Here is a 21,881-nt window from a genome sequence, read left to right as displayed (position 1 = left end):
AAACGCTCCGCACCTCTCACCGTCCGGCGGCGAGATGTGCGGGAGCGTCGATCCGGAAGCCGCCAAATCTGCGAGAGCGTCAGGAAAGGAGACGGGTTAGTCGCCGGCGCGGAAGACCTGGACTACGGACGGGCGCGGGATGCGGGCCTGCCCCGGCTTCGGCGTCGCCCCGGCGCGCACGTAGTCAGGGAAGGCCGAGTGCGGGGCCTCGAAGGAGCCCTCCTCGCCCGGGTGCTGGACCGCGACGAAGACGTGCCGGTCCTCATCGTGGATGACCGGCCCGCAGGTTTCGGCGTCGCGCGGCACGGCGAGGAACTGCTCCACGCGGCCCCGCTCCGGCCCGTCCAGCGTGACTTTGAACAGCCCGTCCGCGTAGCCGGTGCTCGAGGGGGCTCCGTCCGTGGAGATCCACAGGTTGCCCACCGAGTCGAACGCCACGTTGTCCGGGCAGGAGATCGGCGAGACCTTGTCGGCCGGGAAGCCTGCGAAGTAGGTCGAGGCGTTCCTGGCCGGATCACCGCAAACCATCAGCAGGTTCCAGTTGAACCTGGTGGAGGTCTGGTCGCCGGCCTCGGTGATTTCCACGATGTGGCCGTCGCGGTTCAGGGTGCGCGGGTTGACCTCGGTGGCGCCTTCCTTGCCGGTCTTGCCGCGGTCCGTGTTGTTGGTGCAGGCCACGTAGACCTTGCCGGTGTGCAGGCTGGGCTGGACGTCCTCGCAGCGGTCCATTTTGGTGGGGCCGACCTTGTCCGCGGCGAGCCGCGTGTAGACCAGGACCTCCTCGACCGACATGCCGGGAACCATGGACCGGCCGCCCGCCGTCAGCGCGAGCCATTCCCCGGCGCCGTCGAACGCGCCGTCGGCGGGCAGCTTGCCGGAACCGTCGATGTCCGCCGCGGGCGAGTCGCCGGTGAACTTGGCGACGTACAGGTCACCCTCGGAGAGCAGCGTCATGTTGTGCTTCCGGTCGCCCTCACGGTACTTGCCGGCGGAGACGAACTTGTAAAGGTAGTCGAAGCGCTCATCGTCGCCCATGTAGGCGACGACGTGTCCGGACGCTGCCACGATGACGTTGGCACCCTCGTGCTTGAAGCGCCCCATCGCGGAGTGCTTCAGCGGCGTCGAGGTCGGGTCGAACGGATCCACCTCCACGATCCAGCCGAAGCGATTGCTTTCGTTGGCGTAGCCGGGGTTGCGGGTATCGAAGCGGGGGTCATCAAGCTCCCACTGCCGGGCGGTGGGCTTGCTCGTCAGGCCGTAGCGCCTGTCCGCGGCGGAGGTTCCGGCCGAGACGAAGTAGCCGTTGAAGTTTTCCTCACCGGAGAGGATGGTGCCCCAAGGGGTGGTGCCGCCGGAGCAGTTGCCCAGCGTGCCCTTGATCGTCCGGCCGGACGGATCGGCGACGGTGCTGACCAGGGCGGATCCTGCGGCCGGGCCGGTCAGTTCGTAGCTGGTGTCGGTCAGGAAGCGGCGGTTCAGCGCCGCGCCCTGGACGTAATTCCACGGCTTGTTCTTGTTCTTGCGTTCCAGTTCGACGACGGTGAGGCCGTGCGCGGCGCGGCCGATGGCCCGGGTTTCCGCGGGGTCGAAGCCGGCCGGAAACATGATGTCTTCGTTCGTGTATTCGTGGTTCGTGAAGAGCACGGCCCGGCGGTCCTTGCCGTCCAGCGGCAGGATGTCGGTGTAGTCGTTGTTGTAGCCGAACTGGCGGGCCTGCGCGGCGGCGCTCTGCCGGTCCACGTCGAAGGCAGGCGAGTCACTGAAGAGCGGGTCGCCCCAGCGGATAACCGGATGCCAGGCAAAGCCTGCCGGGACGCTGAATGCGTCGACGGCGGCATCGACCGGGGCGATCGCGGTGAACTTCAGCTTGGACTTGCCAAAGCCGGTCTTCGCTGCGGCGGACAGGCCCGCGCCGCCCGCGGCTGCCGGTTCCGCTGAGGTCACGGCGTTGCCGAAGACGACGGCGAGCGCACCGGCGGCGCCGAACCCGAGGGCGGTGCGGCGGGACATGGTGGCGGAGGCGATGTCACGGAAGTAGCCGTTGGAGCTGCTGTTGCAGACCTCACCTGAGCAGGCGTTGTCGCACTTGAGGGCGCAGGTCACAGGGCTGCGCTTGCCCTTGGTGTGGCCCAACATGGGCAACAGGGAGAACTTGCGTCCGGAGGAGACAGACATGGGTGAGACCTTCCAAGGCAGAGGGATGCTTCCCCGCCACCCTGACAGCGCCGGACGACGCACAGCGGTCCCCCAGATGAAGACCGGGTGAACGCCAGGAATGCCGCTCAAACCCATCCATTGCTCCGTAAACACCGTTCTCGGCGTCCAGAGGGGCCGTTACGGAGCAGTCGATGCGGCGAGGACGGCGTGGACCCGCCGCAGCCGGTCCAGCCACCAGTCGCGGCGTTCGCCAGGGGCGGCGTGCTCGGCGAGCAGCTCCGGGTCGGCGGTCAGGGAGCGGAGCCGGATCGCGCCGTCGTCGGGCACCAGGGAGTCGCGGGTGACGTCGGCGGCCAACAGGGACACGGTGCCCAGCCCGCAGGCGTAGGGCAGGTCCGGCAGGGCCGCGGCGAGCGCCAGCCCGGCGCGGATGCCCACGGAGGTGTCCAGCGCGGAGCTGACGACGGCGGGCAGGCCGGCTTGCGCCACGATGTCCAGGGCGCGGCGCACTCCGCCCAGCGGCGCCACCTTCACGACGATGAGGTCGGCGGCGCCGGCCCGGGCCACCTTGAGCGGGTCGTCCTCCTTGCGGACGCTTTCGTCCGCGGCAATCAGCACCGGCACGCGGGCGGCGCGCAGCAGGCGCCGGACTTCGGCCAGACCGGTAATGTCCGGCACGGGCTGTTCGGCATACTCGAGTCCGACGGCGGCGAGCCGGGTCAGCGCCTCCACGGCCGCCGGAACGTCCCAGCCGCCGTTGGCGTCGACCCTGATCGCAGCGTCCGGCAGGGCTCGGCGCACCGCGGCGACGCGGGCGGCGTCGTCGTCGAGCGTCTGTCCGGCCTCGGCAACCTTGACCTTGACGGCATCCACCCGGCCGAAACGTGCCAGTACCTCCGGGACCCGGTCCGCGGCGACAGCGGGAACGGTGGCGTTGACCGGGATCACCGAGCGCCGGGGCTCGGGGAAGCCTTGCCAGCCGGCCTCGACGGCGGCGGCCAGCCAGCGGGAAGCCTCAGCGTCGCCGTACTCGGGAAACGGGCAGAACTCGCCCCAGCCCAGCGGGCCCTCCAGCAGCAGGGCCTCGCGCCGGGTGATGCCGCGGAACTTTACCCGCATCGGCAGGCTGACCACGCGGGCTGTGTCCAGGATTTCCTGAATGCCAGGAAGCGCCCCGGTCGGGAGCATCGGGAGCAAAGGACGGACACTGGGTGGCATGGATTCACTCTACCTGCGGCGCACAGGCGGTATCGGATGACCAGTGGCAGACGGACCGAAGCCGCGGGCCCTTCAGCAGGCTCGCAGTGTTCTGTGGGACCCTGTATGACGATGAATTCTCGGCAAGAAGAACGCAGCACCCGACAGGCGCCACCGGACCGGAACCCCCGGGGCCGCGCCGCAGCGAGCCCGGTTTCGGGCCCTCGCGGACCGGGCTGGGCCTCCGGTCTGCTTTTCCTGCTGGGCACCCTCGGCTGCATTGTGGGCGTCGCTGCCACCTATTACTTCTTCGTGCGCACCACCACGGGCCAGTTCATTGATGAATCGGCGCTGGTGGAGGCCGTTGGGATGTATGGCACCGCGGGCAAGGCCGCTACCGAGCTCCTCGACGGGCTGCCAGCGCTGTCCCTGCTGATCGGCACACTGGTGGTCGCCGTTGTCACCGTGGTTAAGCGCCGCTGGGCTGCGGCCGGGATCGCCGTCGCGGCCGCTGCCGGGGCGAACATTGCCACCCAGCTCCTGAAGAACCTCGTCCCGGACCGGCCGTTCCGCGGAATTGAAACCCTGGAACTCAACTCCCTTCCCTCCGGCCACACCACCCTGGCTGCGTCTGCCGCGGCGGCGGTCTTCCTGATGGTCTCACCGCGCTGGCGTCCGCTGGCCGGCTTCCTGGGTGGCAGCTTCGCCGTCGCCACTGGGGTGTCAACGCTCATCAATCAGTGGCACCGTCCCGCCGACGTCGTGGCCGCCTTCCTTATGGTGGGAGCATTCACTCTCCCCGCGGGCTGGCTGATTATGCGCTCCGGCCAGCGCTGGAATGTCTGGGAGGGCTACAACCGGCACTGGGCGTCCGCCCGGCTGTGGGTTGCCCTCCCGGTGCTGGCGGGCCTTGCCTCCGCTGCTGTGGCCGCGTACTCGCTGCTGAAGATTGCGCCGGGACCCTGGCAGGAGGGCAGCACGACGAACTACTTCTGGGCCGGCACCTCGCTCATCGTCATTACCGGCTACCTGGCCACCGTTGCCGGCGTGTGGTTGTTCGGCCACGCCGCCCGACGGCGCCGGTAGCTCCCGGTAGCGCTTCCCTGGGAGAGGCGCCTGAGGCCGGTGCCGTTAGGCAAGGACGGCGGCAAGGGCTGCGGCCATCCAGTCACGGTAGGCCGGCACCGGCCAGCCGGTGTCCTGCACCATGGCACGGTAGACCTGCGGGTGCCCGAGCGACCAGATGGCGGCAGCCCCCTCGGCGTCGGTCATTCCGGAACTGAGCCCGCCGCGCGCCCTTGCTGCCGCTGCGGCCTCCTCGTAGCGCCGCAACCGCTGTTGCCCGCGTTCCTTCTCCAGACGCGCGGCGGCGTCGTCGAGAGCCGCTGCCCGGGCAATGACCGCGTTAATACCGGCGGTACGCGGGTGCACTTCGACGAACCAGTCTGCGAGCACGGCGATCAGGGCGGGAAGGTCGGCGGCGTTCCGAGTTCGCTCTCGCATGAGTTCCAGCACGCTGGCCCGCGCGCCCGGCCCTGCCGCGGCTTCGTCGAGCACTGCGGAGAGGAGCGCCGCCTTGTTTCCCACCGAGTTGTAGATGGTCTGGACGGCGACGCCGCTTTCGGCGGCGACCGCGTCCACCGTCGTGCGGACGTACCCATCAGCGGCGAACAGTCGTCCCGCTGCTTGGACGACGGCGGCCCGGGTGGCGGCCGCCTGAACCGCCCGCCTCGTGGTCCTTTCCATAAAGGTAGACTACCGCTCCAGTCATTAGAACGGTATTCTAATTACTGGGGGGCAGACTACTAGGAGCCCACGATGAACCAGTCCAGCGAAAGTCTCGATGCCGTGGTTGTCGGCGCAGGTGCGGCCGGCCTTGCCGCCGGTTACCAGCTCAACAGGACTGGTCAGCGCTTTGAGATCCTCGAGGCCGGCCCGCGGGTCGGCGAGTCCTGGCGCCACCGCTGGGAATCCCTGCGCCTGTTTACCCCTGCGCAGCACGACGCACTCCCTGGGCTCACCTACCCGGCGGCGCGTAATACGTACCCGGGCAAGAACGACTTCGCGGACTACCTCGAGAGCTACGTCGCGCATTTCGGCCTGCCGGTTCGGACCGGCATCCGGGTGGAGGCAGTCGCCTCGGCGGGGGACGAATTTGCCCTGAGCACCTCGAAAGGCAGTGTGCGGGCGGCCAACGTGATCGTGGCCACCGGCGCCAACGCACTCCCCCGGATTCCTGCGACTGCGGTCGGGCTGGAGCCCGCCATTCGACAGCTTCACAGCTCCAATTACCGCGGCCCGGACGACGTGCCAGACGGTGAGGTGCTTGTGGTGGGAGCGGGAACCTCAGGATCCGAGATCGCCCTGGAGCTCTCCGCGACGCACCGGGTGCTGCTTTCAGGCCGGCCCACCCCGCACATTCCGGACCTGCTGCTCCGCTATGCCGGCGGGGTGTATTGGAGCTTCCTCCACTCAGTCCTGACGCTTCGCACGCCCGTTGGGCGCAAGGTGGCATCGGAGTTCCACAAGCGTGGAGCGCCCCTTATCCGGATTTCTCCGAAGGACCTCGACGCGGCCGGCGTGGTTCGCGTTCCGCGGTTGTCTGGCACAACTGGGGGTCGGCCCATGGTCGATGGCGGCGGGCCCGCGTCCGTGCGGACCGTTATCTGGGCCACTGGGTACCGCCCGGACCTGGATTGGATCGAAGGGCTGGAGTTGACGCCATGGGGCTGGCCAGAGACCAAAAGAGGCGTTGTCCCCCGGATACCGGGGTTGTACTTCGTCGGCATGCCCTTCCAGTACGCCCTCACTTCAGGCCTCATCGGCGGGGTGGGCCGGGACGCGGCTTACGTGGTCCGGCATCTCGCAGGACGTACCGGCGCCGGCTCAGTAGTTGCGGCGGTGCCTAAGGCGGGGAATGGTGACCGCGAAGACGACGGCGGCGGCAAACCCCAGCACCCCGGTGGCGGCTACCCCGGCACCTAGCGAGGCGGCGGCAGTGACGCCGGAGAGCAGCACCGGGCCGCCGGTGGCCCCGGCGTCGGCCAGGAACCGCCAGAGCCCTAAGAACTGGCTGCGGCCGTTGTCTGGCGAGAAGTCCGCACCCAGGGTCATGTTCAACCCGGAGCTGATGCCGTTGCCGAACCCGATCAGGAGGGCGGCGAGCAACAAGCCGACAAAGCCGGTGCTGAGCGGGATCAGCAGCATGGCCGCGCCCATGATGAGGTTTGACGGGATGGCCACCCACTGCCTGCCCCTGCGGTCCATCAGCCTGCCGGCCGGGTAGAACACGAGCATGTCGATGGCGCCGGAGAGCCCGTAAATCAGGGACGCCTGCGTCGCGTCCATCCCGAGGTGATCCGCCCAGAGCGGGATCACCACCTGCCGGGAAGCCCGCAGCGCGCTCAGCAGCAGCACCCCCATGCCCAGACTCAGGAACACCCCGGCGTGGGAGACGGCGACGCTGCGCAACGTGGCCTGCTGGACGGGCACGCCGCCGTCTGCCGTCGGCCTGGCCACGAGGTCAGGGATGCGGATGGAGACGACGGCGGCCGCAGCCATGCCGACAACGCCCACCCAGTACGCGCCGGACAGCCCGGCGAAATGCATCGCGGCCGCACCGATGAAGGGACCGATGAAGATGCCGATCCGGTTCACTCCGCCCAGCGTGGACAGTGCCCGCGCTCGGAGGGCGACCGGCACGGCTTCGGTCAAGTACTTCTGCCGGGCCAGGCTGAAGACGCTCGCGGCCATGCCGACGACGACCATCGCCGCGGCCAGCAGCCAGATCCCCCCCGGTATCAGCGGAGCCACTGCCGCGGCGGCCAGGGCGACGGCGCTCGCGGCTGCCGCGCCTACGATCGCCCAGCGTTCGCCGAACTTCAGGGTGATGACCGAGGCAGGGAGGTTGAAGAACCACGAGCCCAGGCCGATCAGGGTGACGATCAGCGCGGCGACGGCCACGGAGGCACCGAGGTCGCGGGCGGACAGGGCCACCACAGGAAGGATGGCGCCCTCGCCGATGCTGAACAGCAGCGCCGGGCCGAAGGCGGGGACGGCGATACTGCGGAGGCTGAAGGCAGCCGTGTCTGTGGTGGTCATCCCCTTTATCCTAGGGCCGGGCGGGGAGCGCCGGAGCAGGCCGGGCCGGGAACGTCGGGCCGGGAAAGCCGGCGCCAGCAGCAGCCGCCGGAAGGATCAGGCGTCGAAGTGGGTGCGGACTTCCCCGGCGGTGAGGTTGGCGAGGATATCCCCGGCCACCACCCGGAGCTTCTGGTTCCGGTTGCTGGAAACCCTGGTAAGGATGCGCATGGCTTCGTCCTGCGAGCACCGGTTCTGCGCCATCACGACTCCGCAGGCCAGGTCGATGGTGGTGCGGTGTTCCATGGCCGCCTGCAGGTCTTCGGCGCGTGTCTGGGCGGTGCCGATCCGCACCGCCAGGCGTAGGGCCCGCCCGGCGAGATCGGCGAACCCAGCGGCTTCGGCCACGACGTCGGGGGTGAACACCCCGGGTGCGAAGGCAAAGAAGTTCAGCGCCGCGGCGGAGCCGTCGCCGATGACCAGCGGAACGCCCAGGGTGGTACGGCAGCCGTGGGTGGCGAGTTCGGCCTGGTATTTCGGCCAGCGCGGGTCTGTGCCGACATCGGCAAGGAGCACGACCGCCTGGGTTCGGAGGGCCTCGATGCAGGGCCCGTCACCCATGAGGTGTTCGATCCGGTCCAGCATCACGGCGTCATCGCTGCTGCCGGCCACGGTGGTGGATTTCTTCCGGCGCTGGAGCGTCACACCGCATTCGATGTCCTGCCCGATGGAGTGGCTCAGGGTCGCTGCAGAGAATTTCGCCAGGCGGGCAAGGAAGTCTTCGACGCTGTCTGTGCCCATAATGAGGTCTTGCAGCTGAAGGGCAGCGTCGTCCGCGGTGTAATTGCTCATCCCTAAAGGTAGCGCCTAAACGTAGCCATCGACGATTGCGGCGGCAATTTCGCGGTACGCCCGCCGGGTCTCCGGCCGCAACGCGTCGAGCGTGACGAGGTCGCCGTCGGCCACCCCGCGGTCGTGCGGGACGGCGATCAGCTGGCGGCAGATGCCGGCGAGGTGGTCCTCGATGGCGTCCTTGTCCACCCGGGAGGAGACTTCATCTTTGTCGGTGATGACGACGACGGCGTTGCGCGCCAGGTCCTCGTAACCATGGCTTGCGAGCCAGTGCAGGGTGCTGCGGGCCCGTTTGGCCCCGCTGACGGCATAGCCTGCGGCGATAATGAGGTTGTCCGCGGATTGCAGAATTCCACTCATGGCGTTGTGCGTGACGCCGGTGCCGCAGTCGGTGAGGGCCACGGAGTAGTAGCCCGAAATTAGCTTGCGGATGCGCAGGTACTCTTCCGCGGTGAGCGAATCGGACACCTCCGGATCCTGTTCTCCGGCGATCAGGTGCAGCCGGCCCGCGTGGTGCATGTAGCGGGCCAGCGCGGTCAGCGAGTCGATGGAGTCAACGTTCTTCAGCAGGTCGCTGATGGTCCTCGGAGCCTGCTGCTGGTAAATCCCCTCCCCGAGGGCGCGCTCCACCAGGTCCCCGGAATCCGGGTTCGCGTCGATGGCGCACGGCGGATCGCCCCGGTATTCGGCCAGCGTCAGGCCGACGCCGACGGTGGTGGAAGTCTTACCGATGCCGCCCTTGAGACTCAACACGGCGGTGTTGTAGCTGCCCTGGAGCTGCCGGGAGATCCGGCGGGCCAGCTCGTCCTCTTCGCGCTGCCGGGCGCTGGGGCCGAGGTTCAGGCTGCCGCCCGTCATTTTGTAGAGCGCGCCCCGAAGGCCGCCGACCGGGCGCGGCTTTTGCTCCCGGACGAACAGCCCCGGTGAGCTGATGAAATCCGGTGCCGGCGCGCTGAGGGCCGCGGCCCGGGTCGCCGACCGGGCGGACCGGGTAGGCAGGGCCGGGACCGAGGGCGCCGATCCGGGGGCAGCCGGGCGGTCCGGGCGGGCGGGCTGCTCCGAGGCCGGCGCAGCGGCGGGCTGCGGGGGCGCGGCCGGCACCTGGCTGATCACCGGCGTGGTGCCGGTGGCGGGGTTGCCGAACCGCTCGTCGGCGGCTTCGGCGGCCTGCGCCCAGGAACTGCTGCGTTGTGTGGGGCGGGCGGGCGGTTCGGCAGCGTCCGCCGGGACGCTGCGCGGGTTGATGACCGGCATGGTTCCTGTCCGGGCAGCCGGGTCCTCGCCGTCGACGCGACGCAAGTCGCGGCGGCGGCGGAGTTCAGGCTGTCCTGAGTGTTCAGCAGTGGCAGCTGCGTTGTCTTCCACCGGTTCGGGCATGTGTTGGTTCTCCCCCAGGACTCACAGCGGAGCACGCTGCGGCGCTTGATGGAACTTCTTTCAAGGACCAAGTCTAGGCGCAGTAGGGAGCACCCTTATCTTTGGCCACTTCTGCACTGCGTCCGCGCGGGAGTGGGCCGCGGTTCCGCCGCCAGTCCTGACCATGCTTACTGATGCGCGCGGGTCTCCTGCAGGCGCCGGATAAACCACCGGGACTGCTCCGGCCCATAGGGCAGGATCGGGATGGCCTTGGTGGCGTCGTCCGGGGTTTCCCGGGTTGCCTGGGTGGCCTGCCGGACCGCAGTGTTCATGGTGCTGGCCATGGTCTTGACGAACTGGTCGCTGCAGGGTTCCCCGTGGCCGGGGATCAGAAATTCGTAGCGGTGCCGCAGTGCGGAAATATGCCGCAGGGCACCGGCCCATTCCTCCGGGAAGGAGTCCTCGAAGGACGGGTGCGCCCCCTGTTCCACCAGGTCGCCGGCGTACAAGGTGGTGCCGGTTCCCACCAGCAGATCACCGTCAGTGTGGCCGCGTCCGAGATAGAACAAGGTGGCGCTCTGGCCGCCCAGATCCACCAGGACGGGTTGGTCCCTGACGATGGCGTTGGGTACCACGAGGTCCACCCCGTCGCCTTCACCGGCGGCCATCTCGGGCTCGTCCGCCGTCACGAGCCGCCGCTGGCCGTCCCCGTTCTCCTCGATCTCCGCCGCGCAGTTTTCATGCCCCCAGAATTCCGTCACGCCGTCGTCGGCGAACACGGCGTTGCCGAAGAAGTGGTCATAGTGGGCGTGCGTGTTGACGACCACGAGCGGCAGCTGCGTCTTTTCCCGCACGGCGGCGAGGATCTCCCGGCCCTGTCGAGGCCCGCCGCCGGTGTCGATCACCATGGCCCGCTCGGTGCCCACAATCAGCCCGGTATTGAGCAGGGAGCCTTGGGTGGTCAGCACATAGTTGCCCTGGCCGACTTCGAGCCATCGTGACATGAAATCTCCGTATTCCGGCGCGCTTGGCCGCCGTCCTTGGTGCGATGTTCAGGCCTCGATTCTACCTACCGGGACCAGTGAATCCCCGGTAACGGCACCGGTACGGCGTCGCGGTCACCCATTGGTCCCCTGTTATGCCGGCAGGATTCCCGAGCGGCTCAGCAGCGCCCGCGTTTTCGGGTGCTGCGGAGTGGTGAAGATTTGGCTGGGTGGACCTTCTTCCACGATGACGCCCTGGTCCATGACGACGATGCGGTCGGCGATGTCCCGCGCGAACTGCATCTCGTGCGTGACGATCACCATGGTGGTTCCCTGCTGGGCTATCTTCTTGATGACGGACAGGACCTCACCCACCAGCTCCGGGTCCAGGGCCGAGGTTGGCTCGTCAAAGAGCATGACGCTGGGCTCCATCGCGAGCGCACGGGCGATGGCGACGCGTTGTTTCTGGCCTCCGGAAAGCTTGCTGGGAAAGTTATCCATCTTGTCCCCGAGGCCCACCATTTCGAGGTTGGGAACGGCGACCTTCCTGGCGTCCGCCGCAGAGAGTTTCTTTACGTCCCGCAACGGCGCCATGACATTGCCCAGTGCCGTTTTGTTCAGGAACAGGTTGAAGTGCTGGAAGACAAACCCGATGTCGGTTCGTTTCTGGGCCGTGATGGACGCTTTCTCGTCGAACAGTTCACCGCCACGCTCCTCGTAGCCGATCAGGTGGCCGTTGACGTAGATGCGGCCGGCATCGATGGTTTCAAGCTTGTTGATGCAGCGCAGCAGGGTGCTTTTGCCGGACCCGCTGGACCCCAGAATCGCGATCGTCTCGCCACGGTGGACTACGAGGTCTACGCCCTTGAGGACCTCCACCCGTTTTTGCACGTGGGGCTTGCCGAGAAGCCTCCGCCACAGGCCCGGCTTTGTCTGGGAGACAAACGTTTTGTGGACGTCCCGGACGTCGATAATTGTTTCCTCAGCCACTGGCCCGTGCCTTTCGTTCCAGCACAACCACAACGCGCGAGAGTGGAAGGCTGATGATGAGATAAAGAACCGCTGCCGCCGTATAGATGGCGGTGGTTTGGAAGGTCTGGCTGTTGAGGATGTTGGCGGTCTTCAGGATCTCGGTTACGGCGATCACCGATGTCAGTGCGGTGTCCTTGATCATGGCGATGAAGTAGTTGCCGATGGGCCCCATGGAGACCACGAAGGACTGCGGAATTACCACCTTCCACAGGGTTCTGCTCGGTGTATAGCCGAGGGACAAGGCCGCTTCGGTCTGGCCATGTTCCACGGAGAGGATCGCCGACCGGAAAACTTCCGAGAGGTATGCGGCGTAGTTGAGGCCCAGGCCCAGGATGCCGGCCGGCACGGGTTCGATACTCACGCCGATGCTGGGAAGGACAAAGAAGATATAGACGAGCTGCACCAGCAGCGGAGTACCGCGAATCACCTCAAGGTAGAACGTGGCAATGCCGCGGAGGATTTTGCTCGAGGAGATACGGGCCAGGGCCACCAGGAGACCCAGCACGAGGGCCATCGCCATGGCCCCGAGCGCGAGTTGGACGACGACGGGAACGGCCTGCAGGAGGGCCGGGAACACCGCCAGGGTGTTAGTAATGAAGTCCACTGGATATCCCTACGCTCGGGTCGGGCACGGACCGGCCGGCATGGCGGCTGCGAGCCTCATGCCCGCCGGTCCCTGAAGAGTCCGGTACTCACTTGATGGCGTTGTCTTCCGTCAACCCGTACTTCTTGAGGATCTCGACGTATTTGGGCGTCTTCTTCAGGTCCGCAAGACCGGAATTCAGATCCTGAAGCAGTTGCGTGTCGTCTTTACGCACACCGGCGCCGATGATGCCCGGGTAGAAGGGCTTGTAAGGAGTGACGACTTTCAGCTTCGGGTTCGGCTTCTGGACCAGGCTGTAACCGATAACAGCACTGTCGGTGAACACCGCGTCGACTTGCTTGTTTTCGACGGCGGCGAGCAGGGCAGCCTGGGAGTCGAACAGCTTCACCTGGCTGCCGCCGAGGCTGTCAACCAGGTCCTTGAACACGGTGCCGGTCTGAGCGCCGAGAACCTTCCCTTTCACGTCGTCACGGGACGCCAGCGTTGAATCGGCCGGGACCACCATGGCTTCCCCCTCGGTGTACCAAGGGTCCGTGAAGTTGATCTGTTTCTTCCGTTCGTCGGTGATGTACATGGCGTCGACGATCGCATCGGCCTTCTTTGCGTTGAGTGCGGCGATCAACGTCGCATACTCCGAGGTGAAGACCTTGATCTTCCAGCCCTTGGCCTGCGCGATGGCGTTGATCATCTCCCCGTCAATGCCTTTGAGTTCGCCGGAGCCCTGCTCGGTAAAGGAGAAGGGCGCGTCGTTGGAAGTGGCGATTGTGATGGTCTTCTGGTCGCCGCCGCTGGCCCCGCCACCGCCTGAACTACCACCCCCTGAACCACAGGCTGTCATGGCGAGGGCCACGGCGACGCCCATGGGCACCAGTGCAGCGAAACGCTTGCGGAGGAACTTTCTAGTCATCATGAGGTGCCTTTGCTAGAGATGGATTTCTACCTGTTAAAGCGCTCAAGGCGGAGGACGGCGGTCGCTTTGTGGGCCGCCATTCCTTCCGTGTCCGAGATCGTGGTGACGTAGTTGGCCAGGCGCGGGGTGGCATTTTTTTCGACGCGCTGAAAAGTTAAGGGCTTGAGGAACCGGGACACGGACAGCCCCGCCGAGGACCGGGCACCCCCTCCGGTTGGAAGCACGTGGTTCGTCCCGGAGGATCCTTTGTCCGAGTAGGCCACCGTGGACCAGGGACCTAAGAAGATGGACCCGTAGTTCTGCAAGTTTTCGTGGTAGTAGCTGTCGTCGGAAGTCTGGATCTCCAGATGTTCCGGCGCGAGCAGGTCCATGATGCGAACGGCAGTTTCCCGGCTGTCGGCGACATAGACGGTGCCGTAATCGCGCCACGCCGCTCCGGCAATCTCCCTGGTGGCCAGCGCCCGCAGTTGCCTGTTGATGTGGCGGATGACTTCTTCTCCCAGTTGGCGCGAAGTGGTCACCAGCGACGCCGGCGACTGCGGGCCGTGCTCGGCCTGGCCGAGGAGGTCAGCAGCGACGAGCTCAGCATCAGCGGATTCGTCGGCGATCACCGCAACCTCGGACGGTCCCGCCAACAGGTCAATGCCGACGCGTCCGAACAGCTGCCGCTTGGCCTCGGTGACATAGGCGTTTCCAGCGCCGACAAGGATGTCCGCGGGTTGTTCGTCCAGCAGCCCGAAAGCCATGGCGGCGACCGCCTGCACACCGCCGAGCGCAAACGCCCGGTCCACCCCTGCGAGGTAGGCGGCGTACAGCACGCCGTCGTCCGGCCGTCCCTGAGCGGTGGGCGGGCTGCAGGCCAGGACATTCTGGACGCCCGCAGCCTTCGCGACCCCCACTGTCATGAACGCGCTGGCCAGGATCGGGAACCGGCCCGCCGGAAGGTAGGCTCCCACCTGCGACACCGGAACATACTTTTGTCCGGTGAAGACCCCTGGGATGAGCTCCACCTCGAAATCGGTCAGGTGCTCGCGCTGCTCGATAGCGAAAAGCCGGGTCCGCTCGGCGCTTGCCATCAGCGCCTCCCGCAGCTCGCCGGAGAGCGAGTCACCGGTTTTGGCCAGCTGCTCCTGGCTGATTTCGACCGGCCCTCCCTGCCACCGGTCCAGCTCTTTGGCGTACTTAAGAACCGCGTCCATGCCGTTGGTTTCGATCTCGGCGAGCATGGCGGAAACGGTCGCGACGACCTCTGGAAGTCGCTGGGCCGGGACTTCGTCCACTTCAGGTCCTTTAAGCGTCACAAAACTGCCCCGGAGGCGAGATGCGTCATGTTCACTGAGGTGCATGGACTAAAAGCTACTGACGGCCTTAACATCGCACAACGGGGGCCAGACCGGTGTCAGGCACAGGTTTGCCCTATGCTTCCGCTGGCCGAAACCGCTTTCGGGACTTCGGCCGAGCCTCTTCTGAGAGCCAGGGTGGACCATGACACTCGCGCAACTTCGGGCCTTCTTAGCCGCCTATGAACTCGGTTCCTTCACGGCCGCGGCCGGAAAGCTGAAGACAAGCCAAGCCGCCGTGTCCGAGCTGATCATCCGGCTGGAGCACGAACTCGACCACAACCTCTTCATCCGCGGGGGCCGGCGGCTCATCCCCACCGCTGCGGCTGTGGAATTGCAGGTGCACGCGTTGCAGTCCGTCACCTCCTTCGATAACGGCACGGAGGCCCTACGGTCGATGTCAGCCTTGGAAGGAGGCGTCTGCACGTTCGGTGTGCTGCGCTACGGCGCGTACTACGACCTGGCCGACCTGGTGCAGCGCTTCCACCGCCGGTATCCCAAGGTCAGAGTGCGGCTAGTGGGACTGAACTCGGTGGCCGTAGCGGAATCCGTCGCGTCGGGGGAAATCGAGGCAGGCCTGATCGTTCTGCCGGTGTCTGAGACCGGGCTGGCGGTCAAGCCGCTGTTCCGGGACCAGGTCTTTTTCGTATCGGCCACCCGCGATGCCGCCCGGGGTCCCATGACGATCGAGGAGCTTGTGGAGTCCAAGCTGGTGCTCTACGACGCCTTCGCCGGGTGGCGCGACCCCACCCGGCGTCAGATTCTGGAGCGGGCACACCTCAGAGGATTGAAGGTCGACCCGGCGATCGAGGTTGAGCACGTGGACACCGCCCTGGGGCTGGTGGCAGCGGGGGCTGCCGACACGTTCGTTTCTGAGGCCATTGTGAAGGGGCAGGGTTTTCCCAGAAACGTCCACACCGTTCCCTTTGCGGAGCCGTTGTTCGACACGATCGCACTGATTCAACGCGAGGGCGCCTACCTGTCGCCGGCGACGCGGAAGATGGCCCAGATGGCGGCCCGGACCCTGCTGGCCAAGGCCCGCGCCGGGCAGGACGCCTCGACTGCGGGCCAGCATTAGGGCCCACGGCCGACGTGGCCGTGGGCCCGGGCGCGGTCTGGCGGCCTTTCCTGGGCCTACATGTCGGCCAGCGCGGATCCCGGGTTCTCGATCGCGTCGGCCACGTATCGCAGGAATCCTCCGGCGGTTCCGCCGTCGCACACCCGGTGGTCGAAGGTGAGCGTCAGTTCGGTGACCTTGCGGACGGCGAGTTCGCCGTCGACCACCCAGGGCTTGTCGATGATCCGGCCGACACCGAGGATTCCCACCTCGGGGTGGTTAATGATGGCGGCGGAGCCGTCGACGCCGAAGACGCCGTAGTTGTTCAGCGTAAAGGTGCCGCTGCCCAGTTCCGCGGGCGTCGCTTTGCCGTCGCGGACGACGGCGGTCAGGCGCCGGATCTCCGCGTCCAGTTCCCGGGCGGTGAGCCTGTCAGCGTTGCGTATTGAGGGAACCATCAGCCCGCGGTCCGTCTGCGCCGCGAAACCGAGATTGACGCCGTCGAAGGCCACGATTTCCTGGCTGGCCCCGGCGGCGGTGTCCTCGGTGGTGACGATCCGGGTGTTGAGTTCCGGGAACTTCTTTAGCCCGGCGGTGACAAAGCGGGCGATGAACGCCAGCAGCCCGGGGGTGGAGCGCGGGTCGGCCTTCTTCAGGGCGGCCCGCAGCTCCACCAGTGCCGTGGCATCCACATCCACCCACACGGTGGCTTCGGGAATCTCGGACCGGCTGCGGCTCATGTTGGCGGCCACAGCCTTCCGGACGCCCCGGACCGGGGTGCGGCCCGTAACGCCCAGGCCGGTGCGGGCGTCGGTGTCCCCGGCAGCCGGACCCGGCTGGACCGGCGCTTCGACCGGGGAGGAAACCGTGGCCTCAACAACCCCGGCAGGCTTGATCGCCGCCTCGACGTCGCGGCGCATAATCAGCCCGCTGGTACCCGAGCCCTGCAGCTCCCCCAGATCGACGCCGTGGTCCTTCGCCATCCGGCGAACCAGCGGCGAAATGACAGCTCCCAGCTTCCCCGGCACCCGGGTCCGCATCAGCAGCAGCTCATCGGCAGCCTTCTCAGCGTCGGACACCTGAGCCACAGGCTCAGCCGACACGGCACGCTTGGGTGCCCGGGACCGCCGGGCAACCCCATGCCCACCCGGAGTCCCGTACCCGATCAAAACATTCCCGGATCCAGCCTTCTCCTCCTCGCGGTAAACCTCAGCGGCAACAGCGTCGGACGACTCAGCAACAGCAGTTGACGGCTCAGGCGACGGATCAGCAGCAGGCAAGGTGGCACCCCCAGCCGGAGTCACCGAGATCAGCGGCTTGCCGACGTCGAGGGTCTGGCCCGGTTCTCCGTGCAGCACGGCGACGGTGCCGGCGTACGGGGACGGGACCTCGACCATGGACTTAGCCGTCTCCACCTCGGCGATCGGTTGGTCGACCCGGATTTCGTCGCCGACGGCGACCAGCCAGTTCACAAGTTCGGCTTCAGTGAGGCCCTCGCCGAGGTCGGGCAGGAGGAATACTTTGGGTTCGCTCATGGTCAGTCTTCCCACTGGAGGTCGTCGACGGCGTCGAGGATGCGGTCCACGCCGGGCAGGTAGTAGTGCTCGAGTTTGGGCGCCGGATACGGCACGTCGAAGCCGGTGACGCGGCGGATCGGGGCCGCGAGGTGGTGGAAGCAGCGTTCCTGGACCCGGGCCACGATTTCGGAGGCCACGGAGGCGAAGCCGTGGGCTTCGGCGATGACGACGGCGCGGCCGGTTTTGCGGACGGAGGCGCAGACCGTCTCGTCGTCGAACGGCACGATCGAGCGGACGTCGATCACTTCCAGCGAGCGGCCTTCCTCCGCGGCAGCGGCTGCGGCGGCCAGCGCCGTCGGGACGGAAGGCCCGTAGGCGATCAGGGTGGCGTCGGTGCCGGGGCGGGCGACGGCGGCACGGCCTTCGGAGGACGTGCCGCGTTCGGTGTTCGCTGCGTGCTCTGCGCGGAGCGCCTCCAGGTCCACCTGGTCCTTGGACCAGTAGAGCTTCTTGGGTTCCATGAACATCACCGGGTCATCAGAGTCGATGGCCTCGCGGAGCATCCGGTAGCCGTCGGCCACGGTTGCCGGGGTAAAGACCTTAAGCCCTGCCGTGTGGGCGTAATAGGCCTCCGAGGAGTCGCAGTGGTGTTCCACCCCGCCGATGCCGCCGGCGTACGGGACCCGGATGACGATGGGCAGCTTCACGGTGCCCTTGGTGCGGTTGTGCATCTTGGCGACGTGGCTGACGATCTGTTCGAAGGCCGGGTAGGCGAAGGCGTCGAACTGCATCTCGATGACCGGGCGCATGCCGTTCATCGCCATGCCCACGGCCATGCCCACGATGCCGGATTCGGCCAACGGGGTGTCGAAGCAGCGGCTCTTGCCGAAGGTCTTGGTGAGCCCGTCGGTGATCCGGAAGACACCGCCGAGCATGCCGACGTCCTCGCCGAAGACCAGGACCGATTCATCGGCGTGCATGGCGTCGGCCATGGCGGTGTTGAGCGCCTTGGCCAGAGTGACGGGCTGCGGGCCGGTCTTCTCGGCTTCCGCAGCCGCCTTGGCCGCTGCGCGCGCCGTGGCGGCACTGACATTGCCGTTCGCCTCGGAGGAGGTGGTGACGGTGGGGCTCATTTCGCGGCCTCTTCCCGGGAGAGCTCATCGGCGAGCAGGGCGGATTGTTCCTTCAGTTGCGGCGTCGGTGTTGAGAAGACGTATTTGAACAGCTCCTGCGGATCCACCGGGACGTCTTCGCCGAGGCCCTCGCGCAGCTGGGTGGCGACCGTTTCCGCCTTGCCCGCGATCCGGGCCGCGCCGTCGTCGTCGAGCAGCCCGCGGTCGGTGAGGTAGGTCTTCATGCGGCTGAGCGGATCCTTGGCCACCCATTCGGCCACTTCGCTGTCCTGCCGGTAGCGGGTGGCGTCGTCGGCGTTGGTGTGGGCCTGCATGCGGTAAGTGTGCGCCTCCACCAGCAGCGGCCCGGACCCCTCGCGGGCCAGCTTCACTGCCCGGCCAAGCACCGCGAGGAGCGCGACGACGTCGTTGCCGTCCACGCGTTCACCGGCCATGCCGTAGCCGACCGCTTTGTGCGCCAGCGACGGTGCAACGGATTGGTGGGCCAGTGGCACCGAGATGGCGTACTGGTTGTTCTGGACAAAGAAGACGACGGGCAGGTGGAACACCGCGGCGAAGTTCAGCGCCTCGTGGAAGTCGCCCTCGCTGGTGGCGCCGTCGCCGCACATGGCCAGGACAACGGTGTCCTCGCCGCGCAGCTTGGCTGCGTGGGCCACGCCGACGGCGTGGAGCAGCTGGGTGGTCAGCGGTGTGCACTGGATGCCGACGTGGTGCTTGGCCGGGTCGTAGCCGCCGTGCCAGTCGCCGCGGAACAGCGTCATGGTCTGCACCGGGTCCACGCCGCGGGCCATCACGGCCACCGAGTCACGGTAGGTGGGGAACAGCCAGTCGCCGTCGGACAGGCAGAGTGCCGCCGCCACCTGGCAGGCCTCCTGGCCGTGGCTGGAGGGGTAGACGGCCATCCGTCCCTGCCGGACCAGGGCAGAGTTTTGGTCGTTAACTCGGCGCCCGACGACGAGCTGTTCGTAGGCAGCCATCAGTTCCGGGTCTCCGGGGAGGCTGTACTCGTGCCCGGGCTGGGCACCCTGCTCTGTGTGCGCATTGGGGGTGCCGTCCGGGCCGACGATCTGGATCGGGTGCCGCGCGGGCAGCATGTAGTCCTCAACCGTGATGCCAAACTTACGCACCGCCTCGCTGGCAGCATCTGCTGTGCCATTGGGAGCCGTCTGCCCTGCGGCGGGCTCCTGAACGGCGTCGCCCGGCTGTTGCGCAGTGGAGTCTGCGGAGATCGTCATTGGTCCGTCCTTCGGTAGCCACTATTCGTTCCCAGTATGGTCCCGGGCGCCGTTTCGTATCCACCCTCGCGCCAAATCGTGGAGAGGTCCCGATTTTTGCCCTAATCTTGAAGACGGAATGTAAGTGTGAGCTAGCTTACCGGCGGGAGTCGTAGACAAATGGCAGAGACCGAGCCTGGGCAACCGGTACCGCTGGACAGCGTGGACCGGAGCATCATTGCGGAACTGACCCGGGACGGGCGGATGTCCGTGACCCAGGTGGCCGAGAACGTTCACATCTCCCGCGCCCACGCCTACACCCGGATCGCCAGGCTAACCGGAGAAGGCGTCCTGACGAAGTTCACCGCGCTGGTGGATCCGATCAAGGCCGGCCTGAAGTCCTCCGCCTACGTGACCCTCAAGGTGCGCCAGCATTCCTGGCGGGAGCTGCGGGAGCTGCTGCGGGCGATCCCGGAGGTGCACCACATTGCCCTGGTCGGCGGTGACTTCGATGTCATCCTGCTGGTCCGGGCCGTGGACAACGTCGATCTGCGTAGAGTGATTTTCGACCAGCTCCAGTCAATGCCGGGCGTCCTGGATACGCAGACGTTCCTGGTGTTCGAGGACCTCGACACCCGGTAAAAACCCACCTCAGTTGATGAAGGCTTTCAACCAGCTTTTCAGTTCTTCACCGAACTCGACGCGCTCCGACGCGAGGGAAATGACGGCCTTCAGATAGCTGAGCTTGTCCCCAGTGTCATAGCGGCGGCCTTCGAAGACGACGCCGTAGACGCCACCGCCCTCGCCGTCCGACATTGCGAGTGTCTGCAGCGCATCGGTGAGCTGGATTTCGCCGCCGCGGCCCGGTTGCGTGCGCTCCAGGATGTCGAAGACCGCGGGGTGGAGCACATACCGGCCGATGACGGCCAGGTTCGACGGCGCGTCCGCGACTGAGGGCTTCTCCACCAGCCCGTTGACCCGAACGTAGTTTTCGCCGTCGATAGCGGTGACGTCCGCGCAGCCGTAAGCACTGATCTGCGCCGGTTCCACTTCGATCAGCGCGACGACGGAGCCTCCGGTGCGGGACTGGACCTCGATCATGGTGCTCAGGAGTTCGTCGCGCTCGTCGATGAGGTCATCGCCGAGCAGGACGGCGAACGGCTCGTCGCCTACATGCTGGCGGGCGCACAGCACGGCGTGTCCCAGGCCCTTGGGCTCGCCTTGGCGGACGAAGTGCAGCGGTCCCAGGTCAGAGGCGTGCTGGACGGCCTCGAGGTGGTCAAGATCGCCCTTGTCCTCCAGCGTCCGCTCGAGGTTCGGTTCCCGGTCGAAGTGGTCCTCCAGCGCACGCTTCTGCCGGCCGGTGATCATCAGGAGGTCAGTGAGGCCCGCCCTGACGGCTTCCTCCACCACGTACTGGATGGCCGGCTGGTCCACGACCGGCAGCATCTCCTTGGGCATCGCCTTCGTGGCGGGCAGGAACCGTGTGCCCAGCCCGGCAGCCGGTATGACTGCTTTGGTCACAAGTTTCCCCGGTTTCATAACCGAACCTTACAAGCACCCGGGGAAATTGAGAATGCTCCGGTCAGGACGTGACCCGCAGGCTACCGGAGCCTTCGGCCGCTTTCAGCCTTTGAAAACGGGCGTCCGCTTTTCCTGGAACGCGAGGAAGCCCTCGGCATAGTCCTCGGTTTTGCAGAGCCGCGCCTGCTCGGTGTTTTCCTCTTCCATGGATGCCCAGAGGCCGAGGCGCTGGTCGCGGATGTGCGCCACCAGTTCCTTGCTGGCGTTGAATGCCCCGGTGGCGCCGGTAGCGACCCGTGCGACGATGCCGCGGGTGGTTTCCAGCAGCTCCCCCGCCGGCATGGCACGGCTGAACAGGCCCTGCGCCACGGCCTCGGCGCCGCTCATCAGGTCGGCGGTGTAGATCAGGTCCAGGGTCCGGTGCATGCCCAGCCGCTCGGTGAAGTACCAGTGCCCGCCGGAGTCCAGGGTGGCCCCCAGCTTGGCGAACGGGGAACCGAACTTCGCGTTCTCCGCGACGTACACCACGTCGGTGGCCAGCAGCAGACCCAGCCCCACGCCCAGGCAGGCGCCCTGCGCGGCCGCGAAGGTGGGCGCGGGGAAGGCACTCATCTTCTGCAGCAGCGGCTGGACCAGCCCGCCGAGGTAGGCCTGGGCGTCGTCGCTTTCCGGGGTCACCCCGGCGATGTCCCGGCCGGCGCAGAACGCCCGGCCTTCACCGCGCAGCAGCAGCGCTCGCACCTCACCGCGCGAGGCGGCGTCGGCGGCGTCGTCGTACGCCTGCCCCAGATCCCGCAGCGCCTGCTCGTCCAGCGAGTTCAGCTTCTGCGGCGCGTCCAGGACGACCTCGGCAACGCCGTCGGCAATGGTCAGGGAAATCATGCGGCTCCTAGGATTCGGCGGGGCTGAGATGGCGGGGCTGAGA

Annotated in this window: 20 protein-coding genes; 4 read left to right on the top strand and 16 right to left on the bottom strand. The window is 67.0% G+C overall.

Annotation, left to right across the window (positions count from 1 at the left end):
* Positions 1 to 96: 96 nt before the first annotated feature.
* Positions 97 to 2,175 (bottom strand): PhoX family phosphatase, encoded by a 2,079-nt coding sequence (locus QFZ61_RS06710; RefSeq protein ID WP_307034500.1) that lies wholly within the window; start codon positions 2,173 to 2,175, stop codon positions 97 to 99.
* Between the two features lie 159 nt (positions 2,176 to 2,334).
* Positions 2,335 to 3,345 (bottom strand): o-succinylbenzoate synthase, encoded by a 1,011-nt coding sequence (locus QFZ61_RS06705; protein ID WP_373427192.1) that lies wholly within the window; start codon positions 3,343 to 3,345, stop codon positions 2,335 to 2,337.
* Between the two features lie 141 nt (positions 3,346 to 3,486).
* On the opposite strand from QFZ61_RS06705, the gene QFZ61_RS06700 reads away from it, so the two are divergent.
* On the top strand, positions 3,487 to 4,440 hold the full coding sequence (locus tag QFZ61_RS06700; protein ID WP_307038038.1) for a phosphatase PAP2 family protein: 954 nt from the start codon (positions 3,487 to 3,489) through the stop codon (positions 4,438 to 4,440).
* A gap of 45 nt (positions 4,441 to 4,485) precedes the next feature.
* Here QFZ61_RS06700 and QFZ61_RS06695 read toward each other — a convergent pair whose 3' ends face one another.
* On the bottom strand, positions 4,486 to 5,100 hold the full coding sequence (locus tag QFZ61_RS06695; protein ID WP_307034496.1) for a TetR/AcrR family transcriptional regulator: 615 nt from the start codon (positions 5,098 to 5,100) through the stop codon (positions 4,486 to 4,488).
* 72 nt (positions 5,101 to 5,172) lie between these two features.
* On the opposite strand from QFZ61_RS06695, the gene QFZ61_RS06690 reads away from it, so the two are divergent.
* The gene (locus QFZ61_RS06690; RefSeq protein WP_307034494.1) at positions 5,173 to 6,339 is read left to right on the top strand and encodes an NAD(P)/FAD-dependent oxidoreductase; all 1,167 of its coding nucleotides are present in this window, start codon (positions 5,173 to 5,175) and stop codon (positions 6,337 to 6,339) included.
* Here the strand turns inward: QFZ61_RS06690 and QFZ61_RS06685 are convergent.
* The 8 genes from QFZ61_RS06685 to hisD form a co-directional block, all read right to left on the bottom strand.
* On the bottom strand, positions 6,241 to 7,455 hold the full coding sequence (locus tag QFZ61_RS06685; RefSeq protein WP_307034493.1) for an MFS transporter: 1,215 nt from the start codon (positions 7,453 to 7,455) through the stop codon (positions 6,241 to 6,243). The genes QFZ61_RS06690 and QFZ61_RS06685 overlap by 99 nt on opposite strands.
* A 96-nt stretch (positions 7,456 to 7,551) precedes the next feature.
* On the bottom strand, positions 7,552 to 8,286 hold the full coding sequence (locus QFZ61_RS06680; protein ID WP_307034491.1) for a GAF and ANTAR domain-containing protein: 735 nt from the start codon (positions 8,284 to 8,286) through the stop codon (positions 7,552 to 7,554).
* Between the two features lie 15 nt (positions 8,287 to 8,301).
* Positions 8,302 to 9,663 carry a MinD/ParA family protein gene (locus tag QFZ61_RS06675; RefSeq protein WP_307034488.1) on the bottom strand — a complete coding sequence of 454 codons (1,362 nt, stop codon included), beginning with the start codon at positions 9,661 to 9,663 and terminating at the stop codon, positions 8,302 to 8,304.
* Positions 9,664 to 9,830: 167 nt separating this feature from the next.
* On the bottom strand, positions 9,831 to 10,646 hold the full coding sequence (locus QFZ61_RS06670; RefSeq protein ID WP_307034486.1) for an MBL fold metallo-hydrolase: 816 nt from the start codon (positions 10,644 to 10,646) through the stop codon (positions 9,831 to 9,833).
* Between the two features lie 132 nt (positions 10,647 to 10,778).
* The gene (locus QFZ61_RS06665; RefSeq protein ID WP_307038036.1) at positions 10,779 to 11,546 is read right to left on the bottom strand and encodes an amino acid ABC transporter ATP-binding protein; all 768 of its coding nucleotides are present in this window, start codon (positions 11,544 to 11,546) and stop codon (positions 10,779 to 10,781) included.
* Positions 11,547 to 11,607: 61 nt separating this feature from the next.
* On the bottom strand, positions 11,608 to 12,261 hold the full coding sequence (locus QFZ61_RS06660) for an amino acid ABC transporter permease (protein ID WP_307034484.1): 654 nt from the start codon (positions 12,259 to 12,261) through the stop codon (positions 11,608 to 11,610).
* Positions 12,262 to 12,349: 88 nt separating this feature from the next.
* Positions 12,350 to 13,171, bottom strand: a complete 822-nt coding sequence (locus tag QFZ61_RS06655) for an ABC transporter substrate-binding protein (RefSeq protein ID WP_307034482.1) — start codon at positions 13,169 to 13,171, stop codon at positions 12,350 to 12,352.
* 26 nt (positions 13,172 to 13,197) lie between these two features.
* Positions 13,198 to 14,451: a histidinol dehydrogenase gene (gene hisD / locus QFZ61_RS06650; RefSeq protein ID WP_307034480.1), complete on the bottom strand. Its 1,254-nt coding sequence runs from the start codon at positions 14,449 to 14,451 to the stop codon at positions 13,198 to 13,200.
* Positions 14,452 to 14,656: 205 nt separating this feature from the next.
* On the opposite strand from hisD, the gene QFZ61_RS06645 reads away from it, so the two are divergent.
* The gene (locus QFZ61_RS06645; protein WP_307034478.1) at positions 14,657 to 15,589 is read left to right on the top strand and encodes a LysR family transcriptional regulator; all 933 of its coding nucleotides are present in this window, start codon (positions 14,657 to 14,659) and stop codon (positions 15,587 to 15,589) included.
* A 56-nt stretch (positions 15,590 to 15,645) separates the two neighbouring features.
* On the opposite strand, the gene QFZ61_RS06640 is transcribed toward QFZ61_RS06645, so the two are convergent.
* Genes QFZ61_RS06640 through pdhA form a run of 3 tightly spaced genes read right to left on the bottom strand, consistent with a single transcriptional unit; the run spans position 15,646 to position 19,453 of the window.
* A complete protein-coding gene (locus QFZ61_RS06640) occupies positions 15,646 to 17,103 on the bottom strand; it encodes a dihydrolipoamide acetyltransferase family protein (RefSeq protein WP_307034476.1) in 1,458 nt (485 codons plus the stop codon).
* 2 nt (positions 17,104 to 17,105) lie between these two features.
* A complete protein-coding gene (locus QFZ61_RS06635; RefSeq protein WP_307034474.1) occupies positions 17,106 to 18,218 on the bottom strand; it encodes an alpha-ketoacid dehydrogenase subunit beta in 1,113 nt (370 codons plus the stop codon).
* The gene (gene pdhA, locus QFZ61_RS06630; RefSeq protein ID WP_307034472.1) at positions 18,215 to 19,453 is read right to left on the bottom strand and encodes a pyruvate dehydrogenase (acetyl-transferring) E1 component subunit alpha; all 1,239 of its coding nucleotides are present in this window, start codon (positions 19,451 to 19,453) and stop codon (positions 18,215 to 18,217) included. Before pdhA ends, QFZ61_RS06635 begins: the two co-directional genes overlap by 4 nt.
* A gap of 159 nt (positions 19,454 to 19,612) precedes the next feature.
* Between pdhA and QFZ61_RS06625 the strand changes: the two genes are divergently transcribed.
* Positions 19,613 to 20,074: an Lrp/AsnC family transcriptional regulator gene (locus QFZ61_RS06625; protein WP_307034470.1), complete on the top strand. Its 462-nt coding sequence runs from the start codon at positions 19,613 to 19,615 to the stop codon at positions 20,072 to 20,074.
* Positions 20,075 to 20,083: 9 nt separating this feature from the next.
* Here the strand turns inward: QFZ61_RS06625 and galU are convergent, their stop codons facing one another.
* Together galU and QFZ61_RS06615 are read right to left on the bottom strand one after the other, a co-directional pair.
* Complete coding sequence (galU, locus tag QFZ61_RS06620) at positions 20,084 to 20,974, bottom strand: UTP--glucose-1-phosphate uridylyltransferase GalU (RefSeq protein ID WP_307034468.1); 891 nt, start codon at positions 20,972 to 20,974, stop codon at positions 20,084 to 20,086.
* An 84-nt stretch (positions 20,975 to 21,058) separates the two neighbouring features.
* On the bottom strand, positions 21,059 to 21,838 hold the full coding sequence (locus QFZ61_RS06615) for an enoyl-CoA hydratase/isomerase family protein (RefSeq protein ID WP_307034466.1): 780 nt from the start codon (positions 21,836 to 21,838) through the stop codon (positions 21,059 to 21,061).
* Between the last annotated feature and the right edge of the window lie 43 nt (positions 21,839 to 21,881).

This window comes from Arthrobacter sp. B3I4 (assembly GCF_030816855.1).
Taxonomy (GTDB): domain Bacteria; phylum Actinomycetota; class Actinomycetes; order Actinomycetales; family Micrococcaceae; genus Arthrobacter.
The sequence above is the reverse complement of the archived record's forward strand: the minus strand, read 5'-3'. Positions and strand labels throughout refer to the sequence as shown.